Source organism: Pseudomonas sp. NPDC089428, assembly GCF_044749325.1.
In the GTDB taxonomy this organism is placed as follows: Bacteria; Pseudomonadota; Gammaproteobacteria; order Pseudomonadales; family Pseudomonadaceae; genus Aquipseudomonas.
In genome coordinates, this window is the sequence record NZ_JBIVHT010000003.1 from 347020 (window position 1) to 363908 (window position 16889).

Sequence of the window (16889 nt, forward strand, 5' to 3'; positions counted from 1 at the left end):
GAGTTTCCATGATTTCGATCCTGCGACGTGGCCTGCTGGTGCTGCTGGCGGCCTTCCCCCTGATGACCCTGGCCGCGCAGTCGCCGCATGACGTGGTTCAGAGCACCACCACTGAGTTGCTCAGCGATCTGAAGGCCAACAAGGAGCAGTACAAGACCAACCCGAATGCCTTCTACGATTCGCTCAATCGTATTCTCGGTCCGGTAGTGGATGCTGAAGGCATCTCGAAAAGCATCATGACCGTCAAGTACTCGCGCAAGGCCACCCCTGCGCAGATTCAGCGCTTCCAGGACAACTTCAAGCGCAGCCTGTTTCAGTTCTATGGCAATGCGCTGCTGGAGTACAACAACCAGGGCATTACCGTCGACCCGGCCAAGGCTGATGACGGCAAGCGCGCCAGTGTCGGCATGAAGGTTACCGGCAACAACGGTGCGGTCTATCCGGTGCAATACACCCTGGAAAACCTCGGCGGTGAGTGGAAGGTGCGCAACGTCATCGTCAACGGCATCAACATCGGCAAGCTGTTCCGCGACCAGTTCGCCGATGCCATGCAGCGCAATGGCAACGACCTGGACAAGACCATCGACGGCTGGGCCGGCGAAGTGGCCAAGGCCAAGGAAGCTGCCGACAACTCGCCAGAGAAGACCGTCAAATGAGCGAGGCCGCTGTAACCATGGCCGAGCCGGGCGTGCTGTGCCTGGCCGGCGAACTGGATTACCGCAGCGGGCCGGCCCTGCGCAAGCAGGGCAAGGCGCTGATCGGCGCCTGCCGTGAAGCGCGTCTGGTGCTGGATTGCTCGGCCGTGGCGCGCTCCACCAGTGTCGGCCTGTCGCTGCTGCTGGCGTTCATCCGTGACGCCCAGGCTGCCGGCAAGGCCTTCGAAGTGCGTGGCATGCCCGACGACATGCGGGAAATCGCCGGGGTCTACGACCTCGATGAGGTACTGGCAAGCTGATGGCTTGGCAGTGATGAGAGGCCCCTCGGTCGCGCGCCCCTTCGTTGGGCTTCGCAGGCGAGGGGCTTTTTTGTATGATGGCCGACCCGTGCGCATCGGGCGCCGATTGAGGTTGAGCATGCAGGCCGTAGAAGTTAAGAGCTTCCTTGAAGAGAAATTGCCGGGATCCCGGGTCGAAGTTGAAGGCGAAGGCTGCAACTTCCAGTTGAACGTGATCAGCGACGAGTTGGCTGGCCTGAGCCCGGTCAAACGTCAGCAGGCGATCTATGCTCACCTGAATCCGTGGATTGCCAATGGCAGCATCCATGCGGTAACCATGAAATTTTTCAGCAGCGCAGCCTGGGCTGAGCGCACCTGAGCCAACTTGGCGGCGAGACACCAATGGACAAACTGATTATTACTGGCGGCGCTCGTCTTGACGGCGAGATCCGCATTTCCGGCGCGAAGAACGCGGCCTTGCCGATCCTGGCGGCGACCCTGCTGGCCGATGGCCCGGTCACCGTGGGCAACCTGCCGCACCTGCACGACATCACCACCATGATCGAGCTGTTCGGGCGCATGGGCATCGAGCCTGTGATCGACGAAAAGCTGGCGGTGGAAATCGACCCGCGCACCATCAAGACCCTGGTAGCCCCTTACGAGCTGGTCAAGACCATGCGCGCCTCGATCCTGGTGCTCGGCCCCATGGTCGCGCGCTTCGGTGAAGCCGAGGTGGCACTGCCAGGTGGCTGCGCCATCGGTTCGCGCCCGGTCGACCTGCACATCCGCGGCCTCGAGGCCATGGGCGCGAAGATCGAAGTCGAAGGCGGCTACATCAAGGCCAAGGCCCCTGAAGGCGGCCTGCGCGGCGCGCACTTCTTCTTCGACACCGTCAGCGTGACCGGCACCGAAAACATCATGATGGCCGCGGCACTGGCCAAAGGCCGCAGCGTGCTGCAGAACGCCGCGCGCGAGCCTGAAGTGGTCGATCTGGCCAACTTCATCAACGCCATGGGCGGCAAGGTCCAGGGCGCAGGCACCGACACCATCACCATCGATGGCGTCGAGCGTCTGCACAGCGCCCACTACCGCGTCATGCCCGACCGTATCGAGACCGGCACCTACCTGGTCGCCGCCGCCGTGACCGGTGGCCGCGTCAAGGTCAAGGATACCGACCCGACCATCCTCGAGGCGGTACTGGAAAAGCTGAAGGAAGCGGGCGCCGACCTCACCACCGGTGAGGACTGGATCGAGCTGGACATGCACGGCAAGCGGCCCAAAGCCGTCAACCTGCGTACCGCCCCGTACCCGGCGTTCCCGACCGACATGCAGGCGCAGTTCATCTCGCTGAACGCCATCGCCGAAGGCACTGGCGCGGTCATCGAGACGATCTTCGAAAACCGCTTCATGCACGTGTACGAAATGCACCGCATGGGTGCGCAGATCCAGGTCGAAGGCAACACCGCGATCGTCACGGGCGTACCGACCCTCAAAGGGGCGCCGGTAATGGCCACCGACCTGCGTGCATCCGCCAGCCTGGTGCTGTCGGCGCTGGTCGCCGAAGGCGATACCCTGATCGACCGCATCTACCACATCGACCGTGGTTACGAGTGCATCGAGGAAAAACTGCAGATGCTCGGCGCGAAAATCCGCCGCGTACCGGGCTAGTCGCCCACTGGCACAAGGATGTGTCATTCGAATTGAATGCGGTCGGGCGATAGTTGCCCGGCCGGCAGTAGCCGCTTAAGGACCGACGTTCCAATGTTGACCATCGCGCTTTCCAAAGGCCGTATTCTCGACGATACCCTGCCATTGCTGGCTGAGGCCGGTATCGTGCCGACCGAGAATCCGGACAAGAGCCGCAAGCTGATCATCCCCACCACGCAGGACGACGTGCGCCTGCTGATCGTGCGTGCCACCGACGTGCCGACCTATGTCGAGCATGGTGCTGCCGACCTCGGTGTGGCTGGCAAGGACGTGCTGATGGAGTACGGCGGCCAAGGCCTGTATGAACCACTGGACCTGCAGATTGCCCGCTGCAAGCTGATGACCGCCGGTGTGGTCGGTGCGCCAGAACCCAAGGGCCGCCTGCGCGTCGCCACCAAGTTCGTCAACGTGGCCAAGCGTTATTACGCCGAACAGGGTCGCCAGGTCGACATCATCAAGCTGTACGGCTCGATGGAGCTGGCACCGCTGATCAACCTGGCCGACAAGATCATCGACGTGGTCGACACCGGCAACACCCTGCGTGCCAACGGCCTGGAACCCCAGGAACTGATCGCCACGATCAGCTCGCGCCTGGTGGTCAACAAGGCTTCCATGAAGATGCAGCACGCCCGCATCCAGAGCCTGATCGACACGCTGCGCCAAGCGGTCGAATCCCGACACCGCGGCTAAGACTCACTACCTCCTGCGCGCGGCCTCCGCTGTCGCGCCCGTCTATCCGCGTCATAGCCATTTTTCTCGGGTGCCCGCGCGGATGGACTGGTAGCCTAGGGCGCCTGAGCATTCGCTAACAATCGAGGCCCTCGCCATGACCGTGTCCACTGCAATTGCCCGTCTCAACGCTGCTGATCCGGATTTCGCCCGACATCTGGATCATCTGCTGAGCTGGGAAAGTGTGTCCGATGACGCGGTCAACCAGCGCGTGCTCGACATCATCAAGGCCGTGCGCGAGCGCGGTGACGCCGCGCTGGTGGAATTCACCCAACGCTTCGATGGCGTTGACGCCAAGTCCATTGATGACCTGATCCTTGGCCGCGAGCGCCTGGAGCTGGCACTGACCCGCATCACCGACGCCCAGCGTCGAGCCCTGGAAAAAGCCGCCAGCCGCGTGCGCCTGTACCACGAGCGCCAAAAGCAGGACTCCTGGCAGTACACCGAAGCGGACGGCACCGTGCTTGGTCAGAAGGTCACGCCGCTGGACCGCGCCGGCCTGTACGTGCCGGGTGGCAAGGCGTCGTACCCTTCGTCGGTGCTGATGAATGCCATTCCGGCCAAGGTCGCTGGCGTCACCGAAGTGGTGATGGTGGTGCCGACCCCGCGTGGCGAGGTCAACGAGTTGGTGCTGGCAGCCGCCTGCATCGCCGGTGTCGATCGGGTGTTCACCGTTGGCGGCGCCCAGGCCGTTGCAGCCCTGGCCTATGGCACCGAAAGCGTGCCTCAGGTAGACAAGATCGTCGGCCCGGGCAACATCTACGTGGCCACTGCCAAGCGCCACGTGTTTGGCCAGGTCGGCATCGACATGATCGCCGGCCCTTCGGAAATCCTCGTGGTGTGCGACGGCCAGACCGACCCGGACTGGATCGCCATGGACTTGTTCTCCCAAGCCGAGCACGATGAAGACGCCCAGGCCATCCTGGTCAGCCCGGATGCCGCATTCCTCGACCGCGTGGCCGCGAGCATCGACAAGCTGCTGCCGACCATGGAGCGCGCCGAGATCATCGGCAAGTCGATCAACGGCCGGGGTGCGCTGATCCAGGTGCGCGACATGCAGCAGGCCATGGAAGTGGCCAACCGCATCGCCCCTGAGCACCTCGAGCTGTCGGTTGCCGACCCGCAAGCCTGGCTGCCGCAGATCCGCCACGCCGGCGCGATCTTCATGGGCCGCCACACCAGCGAGGCCCTGGGTGACTACTGCGCGGGCCCCAACCACGTGTTGCCGACCTCCGGCACCGCGCGTTTCTCGTCGCCGCTGGGCGTGTACGACTTCCAGAAGCGCTCGTCGATCATCTTCTGCTCAGAGCAGGGCGCATCCGAGCTGGGTCACACCGCCTCGGTCCTGGCCCGTGGCGAGTCGCTGACCGCCCACGCCCGCAGTGCTGAATACCGTATCCTGACCCAAGACAAGGGGAACTGAACATGAGTCGATTCTGGAGCCCCTTCGTCAAGGCACTGGTGCCGTACGTGCCGGGCGAGCAGCCGAAAATGGCCCGCCTGGTGAAGCTGAACACCAACGAGAACCCATATGGCCCGTCGCCCAAGGCGCTGGAAGCCATGCGCGCTGAACTGAACGACAACCTGCGCCTGTATCCGGACCCGAACAGTGACCGGCTCAAGCAGGCGGTGGCCGACTACTACGGCGTCACCGCGGCCCAGGTATTTGTCGGCAACGGCTCGGACGAGGTGCTGGCGCACATTTTCCACGGCTTGTTCCAGCACGATCGTGGCCCGCTGCTGTTCCCGGATGTCAGCTACAGCTTCTATCCGGTCTATTGCGGCCTGTATGGCATTCCATTCGAGCAGGTGGCGCTGGATGAGCAGTTCCAGATCCGCATCGCCGACTACGCCAAGGCCAACGCCGGGATCATCTTCCCCAACCCCAACGCGCCAACCGGCTGCCTGCTGCCGCTGCAAGCGATCGAGCAGTTGCTGCAGGCCAACCGCGATTCGGTCGTGGTGGTGGATGAGGCCTACATCGATTTCGGGGGTGAGACGGCCATCAGCCTGGTGGATCGTTATGACAACCTGCTGGTGACCCAGACCCTGTCGAAATCGCGTTCGCTGGCCGGTCTGCGGGTCGGCTTGGCCGTCGGCCATCCGGACCTGATCGAAGCGCTGGAGCGAATCAAGAACAGCTTCAACTCCTACCCGCTGGACCGCATGGCCATCGTGGGTGCAGCGGCGGCGTTCGAAGATCAGGCCTATTTCGAGGAAACCTGCCGCAAGGTGATCGGCAGCCGTGAAGCGCTGGTCGAGCAGTTGGTTGCAAAGGGCTTCGAAGTGCTGCCTTCGGCGGCCAACTTCATCTTTGCCCGCCACCCGCAGCACGATGCCGCGCAACTGGCGGCGCGCCTGCGTGAGCAAGGTGTGATCGTGCGTCACTTCAAGCAGGAGCGGATTGCCCAGTTCCTGCGTATCACCATTGGTACGCCCGAGATGAACCAGGCGTTGATCGACGCCCTGAACTGAGCCCGGCTTGCTGCAGGAGCGGGTGTGCTCGCTCCTGCAGGCTATGTGCACGCATCAGTAGCTGTTTTCTTCGATGACGATTGGTTTGCTGACGGGCCGGGTGCGCACCGCCACCGGTGTGTCATCCAGCTCAAGCACGTAGTCGTTGGGCTGGCGCATGCCCTGTGGATCAGTCCATTGCTGCAGGTAAGCTGGCACGTTAGCCACTACCTGGCCATTTCTGTGAATGATCACCGTGCCTTGCGAGTCGCTGTTCCACAGCAACTTGGCGGCGCCTTCAATGGCCCGTGCCTTGCGTACTCCCGTAGCGCCAAGCAGTGGGGTGCCATCGAGCCTCCATTCGGGCAGCAGGTCGAGCCCCATGTGCCTGAGCACGGTCGGGGCCACCGAGGTCTGCGCCGCGTAGCCATACAGGTTGTTGGGCCCCGGGTTGTCCTCTGGAATGCTTGGCTGGTTCAACTCTTCGTTCAACGGCTTGTTGCTGGCAATGAAGACCGTCTTCTCCTGTTCGGTCATCCCACCATGACCTGTGCCCTCGTAATCACGGCCGTGGTCAGTGCAGACGATCACCAGCCAGTCTTCCTGGGGGTTCTTGTAGGCACGTGCCTCGACCTTGTCCAGCAGGCGCCCGAGCCTGTTGTCAGCTTCGCGCAGGGCAAACTGGTAGGCCGGGCCAAAGCCGCTGGCATGGCCGACCTCATCGGGATCGTCGAGCTGGATGAAGGTGAAGTCGGCAGGTGTGCTTTCTAGGATCTCCAGAGTTCGGACGGTGACCTGTTCATCGGTCAGGCCGCTTTCGCGCACATTGTTGCCTTGCGCGTCCTCCAGCAGGAAAGCCGTGTTGATCGGTGACCAGTTGACGATGCTGGACAGGTAAGCGTTCGGCAGGGCATCACGTAGTCGTTTGAACAGGCTGGGGAACTCAGGGTCGACGCGCAAGGATCCGGCATTGGAAATGACCCCGTGCTTGTTTGCCCATACCCCGGTGAGCAAGGTCATCCAGCCTGGGCCACTGATGGTCGCCTGTTCACTTGCGCGGCCACTTATGCCGCCGGCATAGGCTTTATTGTGGAGCATACGCTTCTTCAGGTGGGTATCGGCGCCCAGTTGTTCGTAGTACTGCAACTGCACGCCGTCCATGCCGATGATGAGTGTTTTGGGGTGTATGGGGGGCTGCCTGTGCTCGCAACCTTTGAAGAGCAGGCTGAACAGCAGGGCGGCTGTCACCAGCGCACCCAACCGCAATGCTTTGGAAGTAAACATGAATCGTGCCTTGATGGAGTCGCGCCAAGCGTTACAACAAGGCATTCAACTGACAACTGGTAAAAATGCCAGTTGAATTGATGTCCGGAAGGCGTTCCATTAAGCTTCGCAAATTCATCGGATGATTGGTTGAGTGAAATGAGCAGTGAATTGGCCAAGCGATCCCTGGTCGAACTTGCCGTAGAGCGGATGCGTGAGCGCATTGTGCAAGGCGACTGGCAAGTCGGGCAGCGCCTGCCGACCGAGCCGGTGCTGGCGCTGGAAATGGGCATCAGCCGCAATACCGTGCGCGAAGCCATGCGCGTGCTGGCATTCAGTGGCCTGGTGGAAATCCGCCAGGGTGACGGCAGTTACCTGCGCACCTGCCAGGATCCGCTGCAAGCCGTGCAGGCCATGTCGCGTTGCACCCTGGAGCAGGCCCGCGAAACCCGGCGCATCCTCGAAACCGAGGCGATCGGCCTTGCGGCGTTGCGCCGTACCGACGCGGACCTGCAAGCCTTGCGCGCAGCACTGACGGGCAGTGCCGAGCACTTCCACGGTGATGTCGATGCCTATGTCAGCTGCGACCTGGTGTTTCACCAGCGGCTGATCGACGCCGCGCACAACCCGGCACTGAGCGAGCTGTACCGCTACTTTTCCGGCGTGGTGGCCGCCGCGCTGCAACACAACATGGCGACCGTGCCACGCAGCCAGGCGACTTTCGACCTGCACGGGCAGATCCTCGACGCCATCGAACAACGCGATCCGGAGCGGGCCAAGGCCCTGAGCCGGACCCTCATCGAATCCTGAAGACGAAAAGGCCATGGCTGAACCAATGACCCGAGACGCGCCTGCCCGCGAGCGAGAACTGGAAGAACTGCTGATCGACGCCGAGGCCGACGATGCCCAGGTGCAACAACAAGCGCCGGCTCTGCAGCGGCCCTGGCTATTGCTGCTGGGCCTGGTGCTGGTGGCGCTGAACCTGCGGCCGGCATTGTCGAGCATGGCGCCCGTGCTTGGCCAGGTCGCTGCGGGGCTGGGCCTGAATGCTTCCGAGGCCGGTCTGCTGACCACCTTGCCGGTGCTCTGCCTGGGGCTGTTCGCACCGCTGGCACCGGTCCTGGCGCGCCGTTTCGGCAGCGAGCGGGTGATCCTGGGCATCCTGCTCACCTTGGCATTGGGTATCGTGGTGCGCAGCGCCCTGGGGGCTGCCGGGGTGTTCATCGGCAGCCTGATGGCGGGGGCCAGCATCGGCATCATCGGGGTGCTGTTGCCGGGTATCGTCAAGCGCGACTTCCCGCAGCATGCGGGTACCCTGACCGGCGTCTACACCATGGCGCTGTGCCTGGGGGCGGCCATGGCCGCAGGGGCCACAGTGCCGCTGACCCAGCATTTCGATGACAACTGGGCCCTGGGCCTTGGCTTCTGGATGATACCGGCGCTGCTGGCGATGCTCATCTGGTTGCCACAAGCGCGCCAGGGCCACGGCCTGCACAAGGCTGCCTACCGGGTACGCGGGCTGTGGCGAGACCCGCTGGCGTGGCAGGTAACGCTGTACATGGGGTTGCAGTCGTCGCTGGCGTACATCGTCTTTGGCTGGTTGCCGTCGATCCTCATTGGCCGCGGCCTGAGCCCGACCGAAGCCGGCCTGGTGCTGTCCGGCTCGGTGATCGTACAGCTGGTCAGCTCGCTGAGCGCACCTTGGCTGGCGACCCGTGGCAAAGACCAGCGCCTGGCCATCGTGATCGTTATGCTGGTGACGCTGGCTGGGCTGTTCGGTTGCCTGTATGCACCGGTCGACGGTTTGTGGGGCTGGGCGGTACTGCTGGGGCTGGGGCAGGGCGGTACTTTCGCCTTGGCCCTTACGTTGATCGTGCTGCGCTCGAAGGATGCCCATGTGGCGGCAAACCTGTCGAGCATGGCGCAAGGGGTGGGGTATACCCTGGCGTCCATGGGCCCGTTTGCGGTTGGCCTGGTGCATGACCTGACCGGGGGCTGGGCGGCGGTGGGCTGGATTTTCGCCGTGCTGGGCGTCGGGGCGATCGTGTTCGGGCTTGGCGCCGGGCGGGCTTTGCACGTGCAGGTGAGCAGCGAAAAACTCTGACATCGAGGCTTGCCTTGCCGGCCTCTTCGCGGGTAAACCCGCTCCCACTGGAGTACCGCCAGCGCGAGGATTGCGGTGAGCCTGTGGGAGCGGCGGTTCGGCGCCCCGACTTGCCCGTGAAGAGGCCGGTACTGGCATATGCAGGCGGGGCAGATTATCGTGCAACTTCCCATTCCCAGGACGGACCAGCCCCCCATGAGCGACGCCAACCGTGACCTGATCACCCGCTTCTACCAGGCCTTCCAGCGCCTGGACGCCGAGGCCATGGTGGCCTGCTACAGCGACGACATCGTTTTCAGCGACCCCGTGTTCGGCACCCTGCGCGGCCGCGACGCAGGCGATATGTGGCGCATGCTCACCACCCGCGCCAAGGATTTTTCGCTGACGTTCGACCAGGTCCGCGCCGACTCGCACAGCGGCTGCGCGCACTGGGTTGCAACCTACCTGTTCAGCCAGACCGGCCGCACCGTGGTCAACGATATCCAGGCGCGCTTCATCATTCGCGACGGGCTGATCTGCCAGCATGACGATACCTTCGACCTGTGGCGCTGGTCGCGTCAGGCACTGGGGGTGCCAGGGGTACTGCTGGGTTGGTCGCCAATGCTGCAGAACAAGGTGCGCCAGCAGGCGTTCAAAGGGCTGCGAGCGTTCCAGCAGACGCGCTAAGCGGTTAAGCTGTCGGCCATGAGCATCGTCAACGAAGTCAGCGAAACCCCGCTGTGCAAACCTTGGTATGTGTATCTGGTGCGGGCTGCCAATGGCTCGCTGTACTGCGGTATCAGCGATGACCCGCAGCGGCGTTTCGCTGCCCACCAGAAGGGCCAGGGTGCCCGCTATTTCAAGACCAGCCCGGCACAGGCGTTGGTCTACGTCGAGCAATGGCCGGACAAGGGCGAGGCGCTGCGCCAGGAGCGCCTGGTGAAGAAGTTGCGCAAGTCGGCCAAGGAGGCGCTGGTCGCCTCCTATGCGGCCGTCTGATCAGTCCTTGCGGCGCTTGAGCTGATCCACCAGCGTGGTCGGCAGGCCTTTGATGATCAACGTGCCGGCGGCCTCGTCATACTCCACCTTGTCACCCAGCAGGTGCGCCTCGAAGCTGATCGACAAGCCTTCGGCGCGCCCGGTGAAGCGGCGGAACTGGTTGAGGGTGCGTTTGTCCGCAGGGATTTCCGGCGACAGGCCGTAGTCCTTGTTGCGGATGTGGTCGTAGAAGGCCTTGGGGCGGTCCTCGTCAATCAGGCTCGACAGCTCTTCGAGGGTCACCGGTTCACCCAGCTTGGTCTGGGTGGTGGCGTACTCGACCAGGGTCTGGGTCTTTTCGCGGGCGGCTTCTTCTGGCAGGTCCTCGCTTTCGACGAAGTCGCTGAAGGCCTTGAGCAGGGTACGTGTCTCTCCCGGGCCGTCGACGCCTTCCTGGCAGCCGATGAAGTCGCGGAAGTAATCCGACACCTTCTTGCCATTCTTGCCCTTGATGAACGAGATGTACTGTTTGGAGTTCTGGTTGTTCTTCCACTCCGACAGGTTGATTCGCGCCGCCAGGTGCAGCTGGCCGAGGTCCAGGTGGCGCGACGGTGTCACGTCCAGCTCGGCATTCACCGCCACGCCTTCACTGTGGTGCAGCAGGGCGATGGCCAGGTAGTCGGTCATGCCTTGCTGGTAGTGCGCGAACAAAATGTGGCCGCCCGTGGAGAGGTTGGACTCTTCCATCAGCTTTTGCAGGTGCTCGACCGCGACCCGGCTGAATGCGGTGAAGTCTTTCTCGTCTTCCAGGTACTGTTTCAGCCAGCCACTCAGCGGGTAGGCGCCGGACTCGCCGTGGAAGAAGCCCCAGGCCTTGCCTTGCTTGGCGTTGTAGCTGTCGTTGAGGTCGGCCAGGAGGTTTTCGATGGCGTCCGATGCGCCCAGTTCGGTATCCCGTGCATGGAGCACGGCGGGGCTGCCATCGGGCTTCTTGTCGATCAGGTGAACGATGCAATGACGGATTGGCATGGAATTCTCGGTGAGTCCGGGGCGGCCAAAAGCCGCGCTGCAAAAGTTGTCCAGTTTACCTCAGACAACAGGCGCTGCAGTGGCCGCATGTTGGCAGAAATGCCGGTTGTTCGTTTTTTGTTCAAAATTGTGGGATTTCGGCTAAAACCCCCGAAAAACCTGCACTAAATCGAAGCGGGTAGCGGATATTTATCCATTCCTGTGGTAGCTTTGCGCCGTCTTGCGCCCCGTGTGTGGCGCATTGCTGGCAGCGTGCTCATGCCGTGTCGAACCAAACGCCGATTTACGCATCTACATGCGCGATTGGCGCGGCCCTCCAGAATTCAGGGGCTGGCCCGATAACGTCGTAGAACGCTGCATAACCACTGAATTAGATAGGGAAGGAACACCACCATGGCATTGACCAAAGACCAACTGATTGCCGATATCGCTGAAGCCATCGACGCGCCAAAAACCACCGCTCGTAACGCACTGGAGCAACTGGGCCAGATCGTTGCCGACCAACTGGAAAACGGCGCTGAAATCACCCTGCCAGGCATCGGCAAGCTGAAAGTCTCCGAGCGTCCTGCCCGTACCGGCCGCAACCCTTCGACTGGCGCTGCCATCGAAATCGCTGCCAAGAAAGTCGTCAAGTTCGTTCCGGCCAAAGGCCTGACCGACGCTGTCAACAAGTAATCCGTTGACGCAATGACGAAGCCGCGCCCGGCTTGCCCGGGCGCGGTTTTTTCATGCCTGCGATTTACCCAGGGCTCGCCAGGCCTGGCGAGCGGTGGTGTCCTGGAAGCTCCAGGCGACCATGCGGCTCTGCTTCTGGCCTTGGCCCATCTCGGTGATGCGCACGGCCTTGGCGCCGGCCTTCTTCAGCGCCGCCTCGATACCCGGCAGGTTGCTGGCCTTGGACACCAGGCTGGTAAACCACAGCACCTGCTGCGCGTATTGCGCGCTTTCGTCGACCAGTTGGGTGACGAAGCGGATCTCGCCGCCCTCGCACCATAGTTCGTTGTTCTGCCCGCCGAAATTGAGCACCGGTAGCTTGCGCTTGGGGTCCTGCTTGCCGAGGTTCTTCCACTTGCGCTGGCTGCCGCGGGTAGCCTCCTCGCGTGAAGCATGGAAGGGTGGGTTGCACAGGGTCAGGTCGAAGCGCTCATCCTCTTGCAGCAGGCCACTGAGGATGTGCTTGGGGTTGGCTTGCTGGCGCAGGCTGATGCCCTTGCTCAAACCATTGGCCTGGACGATGGCCTTGGCCGAGGCCAGCGCAACCGGGTCGATGTCCGAGCCAAGGAAGCGCCAGCGGTAATCGCTATGGCCGAGCAGCGGGTAGATGCAGTTGGCACCCACGCCAATGTCCAGCGCGCGAACCTGGGCGCCCCTGGGTACCTCGCCGGCATTGTCCTCGGCCAACAGGTCGGCGGCCACATGGATGTAGTCGGCACGGCCGGGGATCGGCGGGCACAGGTAATCGGCAGGAATATCCCAGTGCTGGATGCCGTACTGCGCCTTGAGCAGGGCGCGGTTGAACACCCGCACGGCTTCGGGGTTGGCGAAGTCGATGCTGGGCTTGCCGTGGGGGTTGGTGATGGTGAAGCGGGCCAGGTCAGGGTGGGCCTTGATCAGGCTGGGGAAGTCGTAGCGACCCTGGTGGCGGTTGCGCGGGTGCAGGGTGGGTTTGTTCTGGGTCATGCTCGGGTCCGGTGTTGCTTGCGCTGGCCAGAGGGCCGCTGTGCGGCCCATTCGCGGCCAAGGCCGCTCCCACAGGACAGTGGTGCTACCTGAAGGCAGCATCATTCCTGTGGGAGCGGCCTTGGCCGCGAACGAGGGCGAAGCCCTCGCCGGTCAGATCAGCAATGTCAGGTTACAGCGCTGCAATCCGCGCATGCTGCTCGGTGAAGTTGGCCAGGGCCTGCTCGGACTCGGCCAGCTTGGCGCGTTCCTTCTCGATCACTGCAGGCGGTGCCTTGTCGACGAAGGCCGCGTTGGACAGCTTGCCGCCCACGCGCTGGACTTCACCCTGCAGACGCTGGATTTCCTTGTTCAGGCGAGCCAGTTCGGCGTCCTTGTCGATCAGGCCGGCCATCGGCACCAGTACCTGCAGGTCGCCCACCAGGGCAGTGGCCGACAGCGGTGCTTCGTCGGCGTCGCCGAGCACCGTGAACGATTCGACCTTGGCCAGCTTCTTCAGCAGCGCTTCGTTTTCCTGCAGACGACGCTGGTCGTCGGCGTTGGCGTTCTTCAGGAACAGCGGCAGCGGCTTGCCTGGGCCGATGTTCATCTCGGCGCGGATGTTGCGCAGGCCAACCATCAGCTCCTTGAGCCACTCGATATCACCTTCGGCGGCGGCATCGATGCGGCTTTCATTGGCCACTGGCCACGGCTGCAGCATGATGGTCTTGCCTTGGATGCCGGCCAGCGGCGCGATGCGCTGCCAGATTTCTTCGGTGATGAACGGCATGAACGGGTGCGCCAGGCGCAGCGCCACTTCCAGCACGCGCACCAGGGTGCGACGGGTGCCGCGAGCGCGCTCGACCGGGGCGTTCTCGTCCCACAGCACGGGCTTGGACAGCTCCAGGTACCAGTCGCAGTACTGGTTCCAGATGAACTCGTACAGCGCCTGGCTGGCCAGGTCGAAGCGGAACTGCTCGAGCTGGCGGGTCACTTCGGCTTCGGTGCGCTGCAGCTGCGAGATGATCCAGCGGTCGGCCAGCGACAGCTCGTAGGCTTCGCCGTTCTGGCCGCAGTCTTCGCCTTTGTCCAGCACATAGCGGGCGGCGTTCCAGATCTTGTTGCAGAAGTTGCGGTAGCCTTCGACGCGGCCCATGTCGAACTTGATGTCGCGGCCGGTGGAAGCCAGCGAGCAGAAGGTGAAGCGCAGGGCGTCGGTGCCGTAGCTGGCGATGCCTTCAGGGAACTCGGCCTTGGTCTGCTTGGCGATCTTCTCGGCAAGCTTGGGCTGCATCATGCCGCTGGTGCGTTTTTCCAGCAGGGCGTCGAGGGTGATGCCGTCGACGATGTCCAGCGGGTCGAGCACGTTGCCCTTGGACTTGGACATCTTCTGGCCTTGGCCGTCACGTACCAGGCCGTGTACGTACACGGTCTTGAACGGTACCTGCGGAGTGCCGTCCTCGTTCTTGATCAGGTGCATGGTCAGCATGATCATGCGCGCAACCCAGAAGAAGATGATGTCGAAGCCGGTCACCAGCACGTCGGTGGAGTGGAACTTCTTCAGGAACTCGGTCTGCTCCGGCCAGCCCAGGGTGGAGAAGGTCCACAGGCCCGAGCTGAACCAGGTGTCGAGCACGTCGTCGTCCTGGCGCAGTTTCACCTCGCTGCCGAGGTTGTGCTTGGCGCGGACTTCTTCTTCATTGCGCCCGACATATACCTGGCCAGCCTCGTCGTACCAGGCCGGGATGCGATGGCCCCACCACAGCTGGCGGCTGATGCACCAGTCCTGAATGTCGCGCATCCAGGAGAAGTACATGTTCTCGTACTGCTTGGGCACGAACTGGATGCGGCCGTCTTCCACGGCTTCGATGGCCGGTTCTGCCAGCGGCTTGGTGGAGACGTACCACTGGTCGGTCAGCCACGGCTCGATGACGGTGCCCGAGCGGTCGCCTTTCGGCACTTTCAGGGCGTGGTCGTCGATGCTCACCAGCAGGCCCTGGGCGTCGAGGTCGGCGACGATCTGCTTGCGGGCGACGAAGCGGTCGAGGCCGGCGTACTGGGCAGGCAGGCTGGTATCGACCTGCTCGTTGAGGCTGCCGTCGAGGTTGAAGGCCTGGGCGGCGGGCAGCACCAGGGCGTTCTTGTCGAAGATGTTCAGCAGCGGCAGGTTGTGGCGCTTGCCGACTTCATAGTCGTTGAAGTCGTGGGCCGGGGTGATCTTCACGCAGCCTGTGCCGAACTCCGGGTCGCAGTAGTCATCGGCGATGATCGGGATGCGGCGGCCGACCAGCGGCAGTTCGACGAATTTGCCGATCAGCGCCTGGTAGCGCTCGTCGGTCGGGTTGACAGCAACCGCGGCGTCACCCAGCAGGGTTTCCGGACGGGTGGTGGCGACTACCAGGTAGTCCTTGCCCTCGGCGGTCTTGGCGCCGTCGGCCAGCGGGTAGCGCAGGTTCCACAGGTGGCCCTTCTCGTCGTGGTTTTCCACTTCGAGGTCGGAGATGGCCGTGTGCAGTTTGGTGTCCCAGTTGACCAGGCGCTTGCCGCGGTAGATCAGGCCGTCCTCGTGCAGGCGCACGAAGGCTTCCTTGACCGCCTCGGACAGGCCGTCGTCCATGGTGAAGCGCTCGCGGCTCCAGTCTACCGACGAGCCCAGGCGACGGATCTGGCGGCTGATGTTGCCGCCCGATTGATCCTTCCATTCCCAGACCTTTTCCAGGAATTTCTCACGGCCCAGGTCGTGACGGTTCTGGCCCTTGGCCTCGAGCTGGCGCTCGACCAGCATTTGCGTGGCGATACCGGCGTGGTCGGTACCTGGCTGCCACAGGGTGTCGCGGCCTTGCATGCGGCGGAAACGGATCAGGGCGTCCATGATCGCGTTGTTGAAACCGTGGCCCATGTGCAGGCTGCCCGTCACGTTCGGTGGCGGGATCATGATGGTGTAGGACTCACCTGCACCTTGTGGAGCGAAATAGTTTTCGGACTCCCAGGTGTTGTACCAGGAAGTTTCGATGGCGTGCGGCTGGTAGGTCTTATCCATGCGCGGCGGGACCCTGTGCATTTATTCGGGAAAGCCGGGAAGTATAACCAAGCTGGGGGCCGCAGGCGACAAGCTGCTGACAACTGTCGGAACAGTGGCGCCTGCTTCGCGGGCAAGCCCGCCCCCACAGGTTCTGCGCAGATTTGAAGGTGTGGGAGCGGATTTACCCGCGGAGCAGGCGCCGCCGATCTCAGGGGATTACTCGGAACGCTTGATCAAACGCTCGATCCGCGCATCGAGGCGGCGCTTGATCTCGTTCTCGATATGCGGGGTGAAGTCGTTGATCACGTCCTGCATGATCATCTGCGCGGCGGCGCGCAACTCGCTCTCCAGGTGCAGCAGGGTGTCCTGGCGGCGGGTTTGCGGATCATCCTCGGGCTCAGTTGCTGCGGGCTCGGCTTCGGGCGCCGCGTTGCCTGCAGGCACGTCGAGCAACAGCGGAATCTGCTCGACCGTATCGGTCAGCAGCGGCGGCTGCAGGTCGGCATCGCCGAGCAACTGGCGAATCGATTCCAGATCGTCCAGCAGATGGGCAGAATCGGGTAGGGCGGAAGGCTTGTCCATCGTCGTTAAAGTCGCTGTAAGCGGTGGTCTTGCAGAGCATAGCCCTGTTCGCGGTAGAAACGGAACCGCTCGCGGGCCGATTGGCGAATGCCGGGCTCCTCGACAACGATCTCGGCAACCCGCTCGAACTGGCCGACGAACCCTGGTACATCGGCACCCAGGTTGATCAGCAGGTCCCGGTGCTCGCCGGCATTGTCTGCCAGGCCCAGGGCAACCGAGGCGTGCGCGTGCACTTCAGCCAGGTCATGGGGCACGAAGGCTTCGCCCTTGAAGCGCCACAGGCGTTGATCCAGCTCGTTGCGCTGCTCGGCGTCCTGGCAATGCAGGTAGACCCGGTGGCCGAGGCGCCAGGCCTTCTCGCACAGCTTGCAGGCGAAATCCAACCGTGCCGACAGCGAGTCGGTGGGCAGGATATAGAAATCGACTTTGCTCATGGTGTGCTCTGCCAG

At 63.1% G+C, this 16889-nt stretch carries 18 protein-coding genes; 12 read left to right on the forward strand and 6 right to left on the reverse strand.

The window, feature by feature from the left end; translation table 11 throughout:
• Positions 1–8: 8 nt before the first annotated feature.
• The 7 genes from ACIPZ5_RS07950 (at position 9) to hisC (ending at position 5845) form a co-directional block, all read left to right on the forward strand.
• Positions 9–656 carry a phospholipid-binding protein MlaC gene (locus ACIPZ5_RS07950; protein ID WP_261942805.1) on the forward strand — a complete coding sequence of 216 codons (648 nt, stop codon included), beginning with the start codon at positions 9–11 and terminating at the stop codon, positions 654–656.
• On the forward strand, positions 653–955 hold the full coding sequence (locus ACIPZ5_RS07955) for a lipid asymmetry maintenance protein MlaB (protein ID WP_261942806.1): 303 nt from the start codon (positions 653–655) through the stop codon (positions 953–955). Before ACIPZ5_RS07950 ends, ACIPZ5_RS07955 begins: the two co-directional genes overlap by 4 nt.
• Before the next feature lie 118 nt (positions 956–1073).
• On the forward strand, positions 1074–1313 hold the full coding sequence (locus tag ACIPZ5_RS07960; protein WP_003255121.1) for a BolA family protein: 240 nt from the start codon (positions 1074–1076) through the stop codon (positions 1311–1313).
• A 23-nt stretch (positions 1314–1336) separates the two neighbouring features.
• Complete coding sequence (gene murA / locus ACIPZ5_RS07965; RefSeq protein WP_261942807.1) at positions 1337–2602, forward strand: UDP-N-acetylglucosamine 1-carboxyvinyltransferase; 1266 nt, start codon at positions 1337–1339, stop codon at positions 2600–2602.
• 93 nt (positions 2603–2695) lie between these two features.
• Positions 2696–3331, forward strand: coding sequence for an ATP phosphoribosyltransferase (hisG, locus tag ACIPZ5_RS07970; RefSeq protein WP_023382134.1), 636 nt, complete (start codon positions 2696–2698; stop codon positions 3329–3331).
• 136 nt (positions 3332–3467) lie between these two features.
• Positions 3468–4793: a histidinol dehydrogenase gene (gene hisD, locus ACIPZ5_RS07975; RefSeq protein WP_400807659.1), complete on the forward strand. Its 1326-nt coding sequence runs from the start codon at positions 3468–3470 to the stop codon at positions 4791–4793.
• Positions 4794–4795: 2 nt separating this feature from the next.
• A complete protein-coding gene (gene hisC / locus ACIPZ5_RS07980) occupies positions 4796–5845 on the forward strand; it encodes a histidinol-phosphate transaminase (RefSeq protein ID WP_400807661.1) in 1050 nt (349 codons plus the stop codon).
• Between the two features lie 54 nt (positions 5846–5899).
• On the opposite strand, the gene ACIPZ5_RS07985 is transcribed toward hisC, so the two are convergent.
• Positions 5900–7090, reverse strand: coding sequence for an alkaline phosphatase family protein (locus tag ACIPZ5_RS07985; protein WP_400807870.1), 1191 nt, complete (start codon positions 7088–7090; stop codon positions 5900–5902).
• 156 nt (positions 7091–7246) lie between these two features.
• Between ACIPZ5_RS07985 and ACIPZ5_RS07990 the strand changes: the two genes are divergently transcribed.
• The 4 genes from ACIPZ5_RS07990 (at position 7247) to ACIPZ5_RS08005 (ending at position 10169) form a co-directional block, all read left to right on the forward strand.
• Positions 7247–7897 (forward strand): FadR/GntR family transcriptional regulator, encoded by a 651-nt coding sequence (locus ACIPZ5_RS07990; RefSeq protein ID WP_343598383.1) that lies wholly within the window; start codon positions 7247–7249, stop codon positions 7895–7897.
• A 13-nt stretch (positions 7898–7910) separates the two neighbouring features.
• The gene (locus tag ACIPZ5_RS07995; protein WP_343598385.1) at positions 7911–9191 is read left to right on the forward strand and encodes a CynX/NimT family MFS transporter; all 1281 of its coding nucleotides are present in this window, start codon (positions 7911–7913) and stop codon (positions 9189–9191) included.
• Positions 9192–9386: 195 nt separating this feature from the next.
• Positions 9387–9857, forward strand: a complete 471-nt coding sequence (locus tag ACIPZ5_RS08000) for a nuclear transport factor 2 family protein (protein WP_343598387.1) — start codon at positions 9387–9389, stop codon at positions 9855–9857.
• Positions 9858–9875: 18 nt separating this feature from the next.
• Complete coding sequence (locus ACIPZ5_RS08005; protein ID WP_261942813.1) at positions 9876–10169, forward strand: GIY-YIG nuclease family protein; 294 nt, start codon at positions 9876–9878, stop codon at positions 10167–10169.
• On the opposite strand, the gene yejK is transcribed toward ACIPZ5_RS08005, so the two are convergent.
• The gene (gene yejK, locus ACIPZ5_RS08010) at positions 10170–11177 is read right to left on the reverse strand and encodes a nucleoid-associated protein YejK (RefSeq protein ID WP_343598389.1); all 1008 of its coding nucleotides are present in this window, start codon (positions 11175–11177) and stop codon (positions 10170–10172) included.
• Between the two features lie 393 nt (positions 11178–11570).
• Between yejK and ACIPZ5_RS08015 the strand changes: the two genes are divergently transcribed.
• Complete coding sequence (locus tag ACIPZ5_RS08015) at positions 11571–11852, forward strand: HU family DNA-binding protein (RefSeq protein ID WP_027920195.1); 282 nt, start codon at positions 11571–11573, stop codon at positions 11850–11852.
• A 51-nt stretch (positions 11853–11903) separates the two neighbouring features.
• Here ACIPZ5_RS08015 and rlmF read toward each other — a convergent pair whose 3' ends face one another.
• From rlmF to ACIPZ5_RS08035, 4 genes are all read right to left on the reverse strand, one after another.
• A complete protein-coding gene (gene rlmF / locus ACIPZ5_RS08020) occupies positions 11904–12857 on the reverse strand; it encodes a 23S rRNA (adenine(1618)-N(6))-methyltransferase RlmF (RefSeq protein WP_343598391.1) in 954 nt (317 codons plus the stop codon).
• A 172-nt stretch (positions 12858–13029) separates the two neighbouring features.
• Positions 13030–15876, reverse strand: coding sequence for a valine--tRNA ligase (locus ACIPZ5_RS08025; RefSeq protein ID WP_261942816.1), 2847 nt, complete (start codon positions 15874–15876; stop codon positions 13030–13032).
• A gap of 198 nt (positions 15877–16074) precedes the next feature.
• Positions 16075–16440, reverse strand: a complete 366-nt coding sequence (locus tag ACIPZ5_RS08030) for a DNA polymerase III subunit chi (protein ID WP_343598394.1) — start codon at positions 16438–16440, stop codon at positions 16075–16077.
• 5 nt (positions 16441–16445) lie between these two features.
• Positions 16446–16874 (reverse strand): DNA polymerase III subunit chi, encoded by a 429-nt coding sequence (locus ACIPZ5_RS08035; RefSeq protein WP_261942818.1) that lies wholly within the window; start codon positions 16872–16874, stop codon positions 16446–16448.
• Positions 16875–16889: the final 15 nt, after the last annotated feature.

Excerpts from the sequence above, each read along its gene's own strand:
- ACIPZ5_RS07950 (WP_261942805.1), top strand. The coding sequence starts at position 9 with ATGATTTCGATCCTGCGACGTGGCCTGCTGGTGCTGCTGGCGGCCTTC.
- ACIPZ5_RS07955 (WP_261942806.1), top strand. The coding sequence starts at position 653 with ATGAGCGAGGCCGCTGTAACCATGGCCGAGCCGGGCGTGCTGTGCCTG.
- ACIPZ5_RS07960 (WP_003255121.1), top strand. The coding sequence starts at position 1,074 with ATGCAGGCCGTAGAAGTTAAGAGCTTCCTTGAAGAGAAATTGCCGGGA.
- murA (WP_261942807.1), top strand. The coding sequence starts at position 1,337 with ATGGACAAACTGATTATTACTGGCGGCGCTCGTCTTGACGGCGAGATC.
- hisG (WP_023382134.1), top strand. The coding sequence starts at position 2,696 with ATGTTGACCATCGCGCTTTCCAAAGGCCGTATTCTCGACGATACCCTG.
- hisD (WP_400807659.1), top strand. The coding sequence starts at position 3,468 with ATGACCGTGTCCACTGCAATTGCCCGTCTCAACGCTGCTGATCCGGAT.
- hisC (WP_400807661.1), top strand. The coding sequence starts at position 4,796 with ATGAGTCGATTCTGGAGCCCCTTCGTCAAGGCACTGGTGCCGTACGTG.
- ACIPZ5_RS07990 (WP_343598383.1), top strand. The coding sequence starts at position 7,247 with ATGAGCAGTGAATTGGCCAAGCGATCCCTGGTCGAACTTGCCGTAGAG.
- ACIPZ5_RS07995 (WP_343598385.1), top strand. The coding sequence starts at position 7,911 with ATGGCTGAACCAATGACCCGAGACGCGCCTGCCCGCGAGCGAGAACTG.
- ACIPZ5_RS08000 (WP_343598387.1), top strand. The coding sequence starts at position 9,387 with ATGAGCGACGCCAACCGTGACCTGATCACCCGCTTCTACCAGGCCTTC.
- ACIPZ5_RS08005 (WP_261942813.1), top strand. The coding sequence starts at position 9,876 with ATGAGCATCGTCAACGAAGTCAGCGAAACCCCGCTGTGCAAACCTTGG.
- yejK (WP_343598389.1), bottom strand. The coding sequence starts at position 11,177 with ATGCCAATCCGTCATTGCATCGTTCACCTGATCGACAAGAAGCCCGAT.
- ACIPZ5_RS08015 (WP_027920195.1), top strand. The coding sequence starts at position 11,571 with ATGGCATTGACCAAAGACCAACTGATTGCCGATATCGCTGAAGCCATC.
- rlmF (WP_343598391.1), bottom strand. The coding sequence starts at position 12,857 with ATGACCCAGAACAAACCCACCCTGCACCCGCGCAACCGCCACCAGGGT.
- ACIPZ5_RS08025 (WP_261942816.1), bottom strand. The coding sequence starts at position 15,876 with ATGGATAAGACCTACCAGCCGCACGCCATCGAAACTTCCTGGTACAAC.
- ACIPZ5_RS08030 (WP_343598394.1), bottom strand. The coding sequence starts at position 16,440 with ATGGACAAGCCTTCCGCCCTACCCGATTCTGCCCATCTGCTGGACGAT.
- ACIPZ5_RS08035 (WP_261942818.1), bottom strand. The coding sequence starts at position 16,874 with ATGAGCAAAGTCGATTTCTATATCCTGCCCACCGACTCGCTGTCGGCA.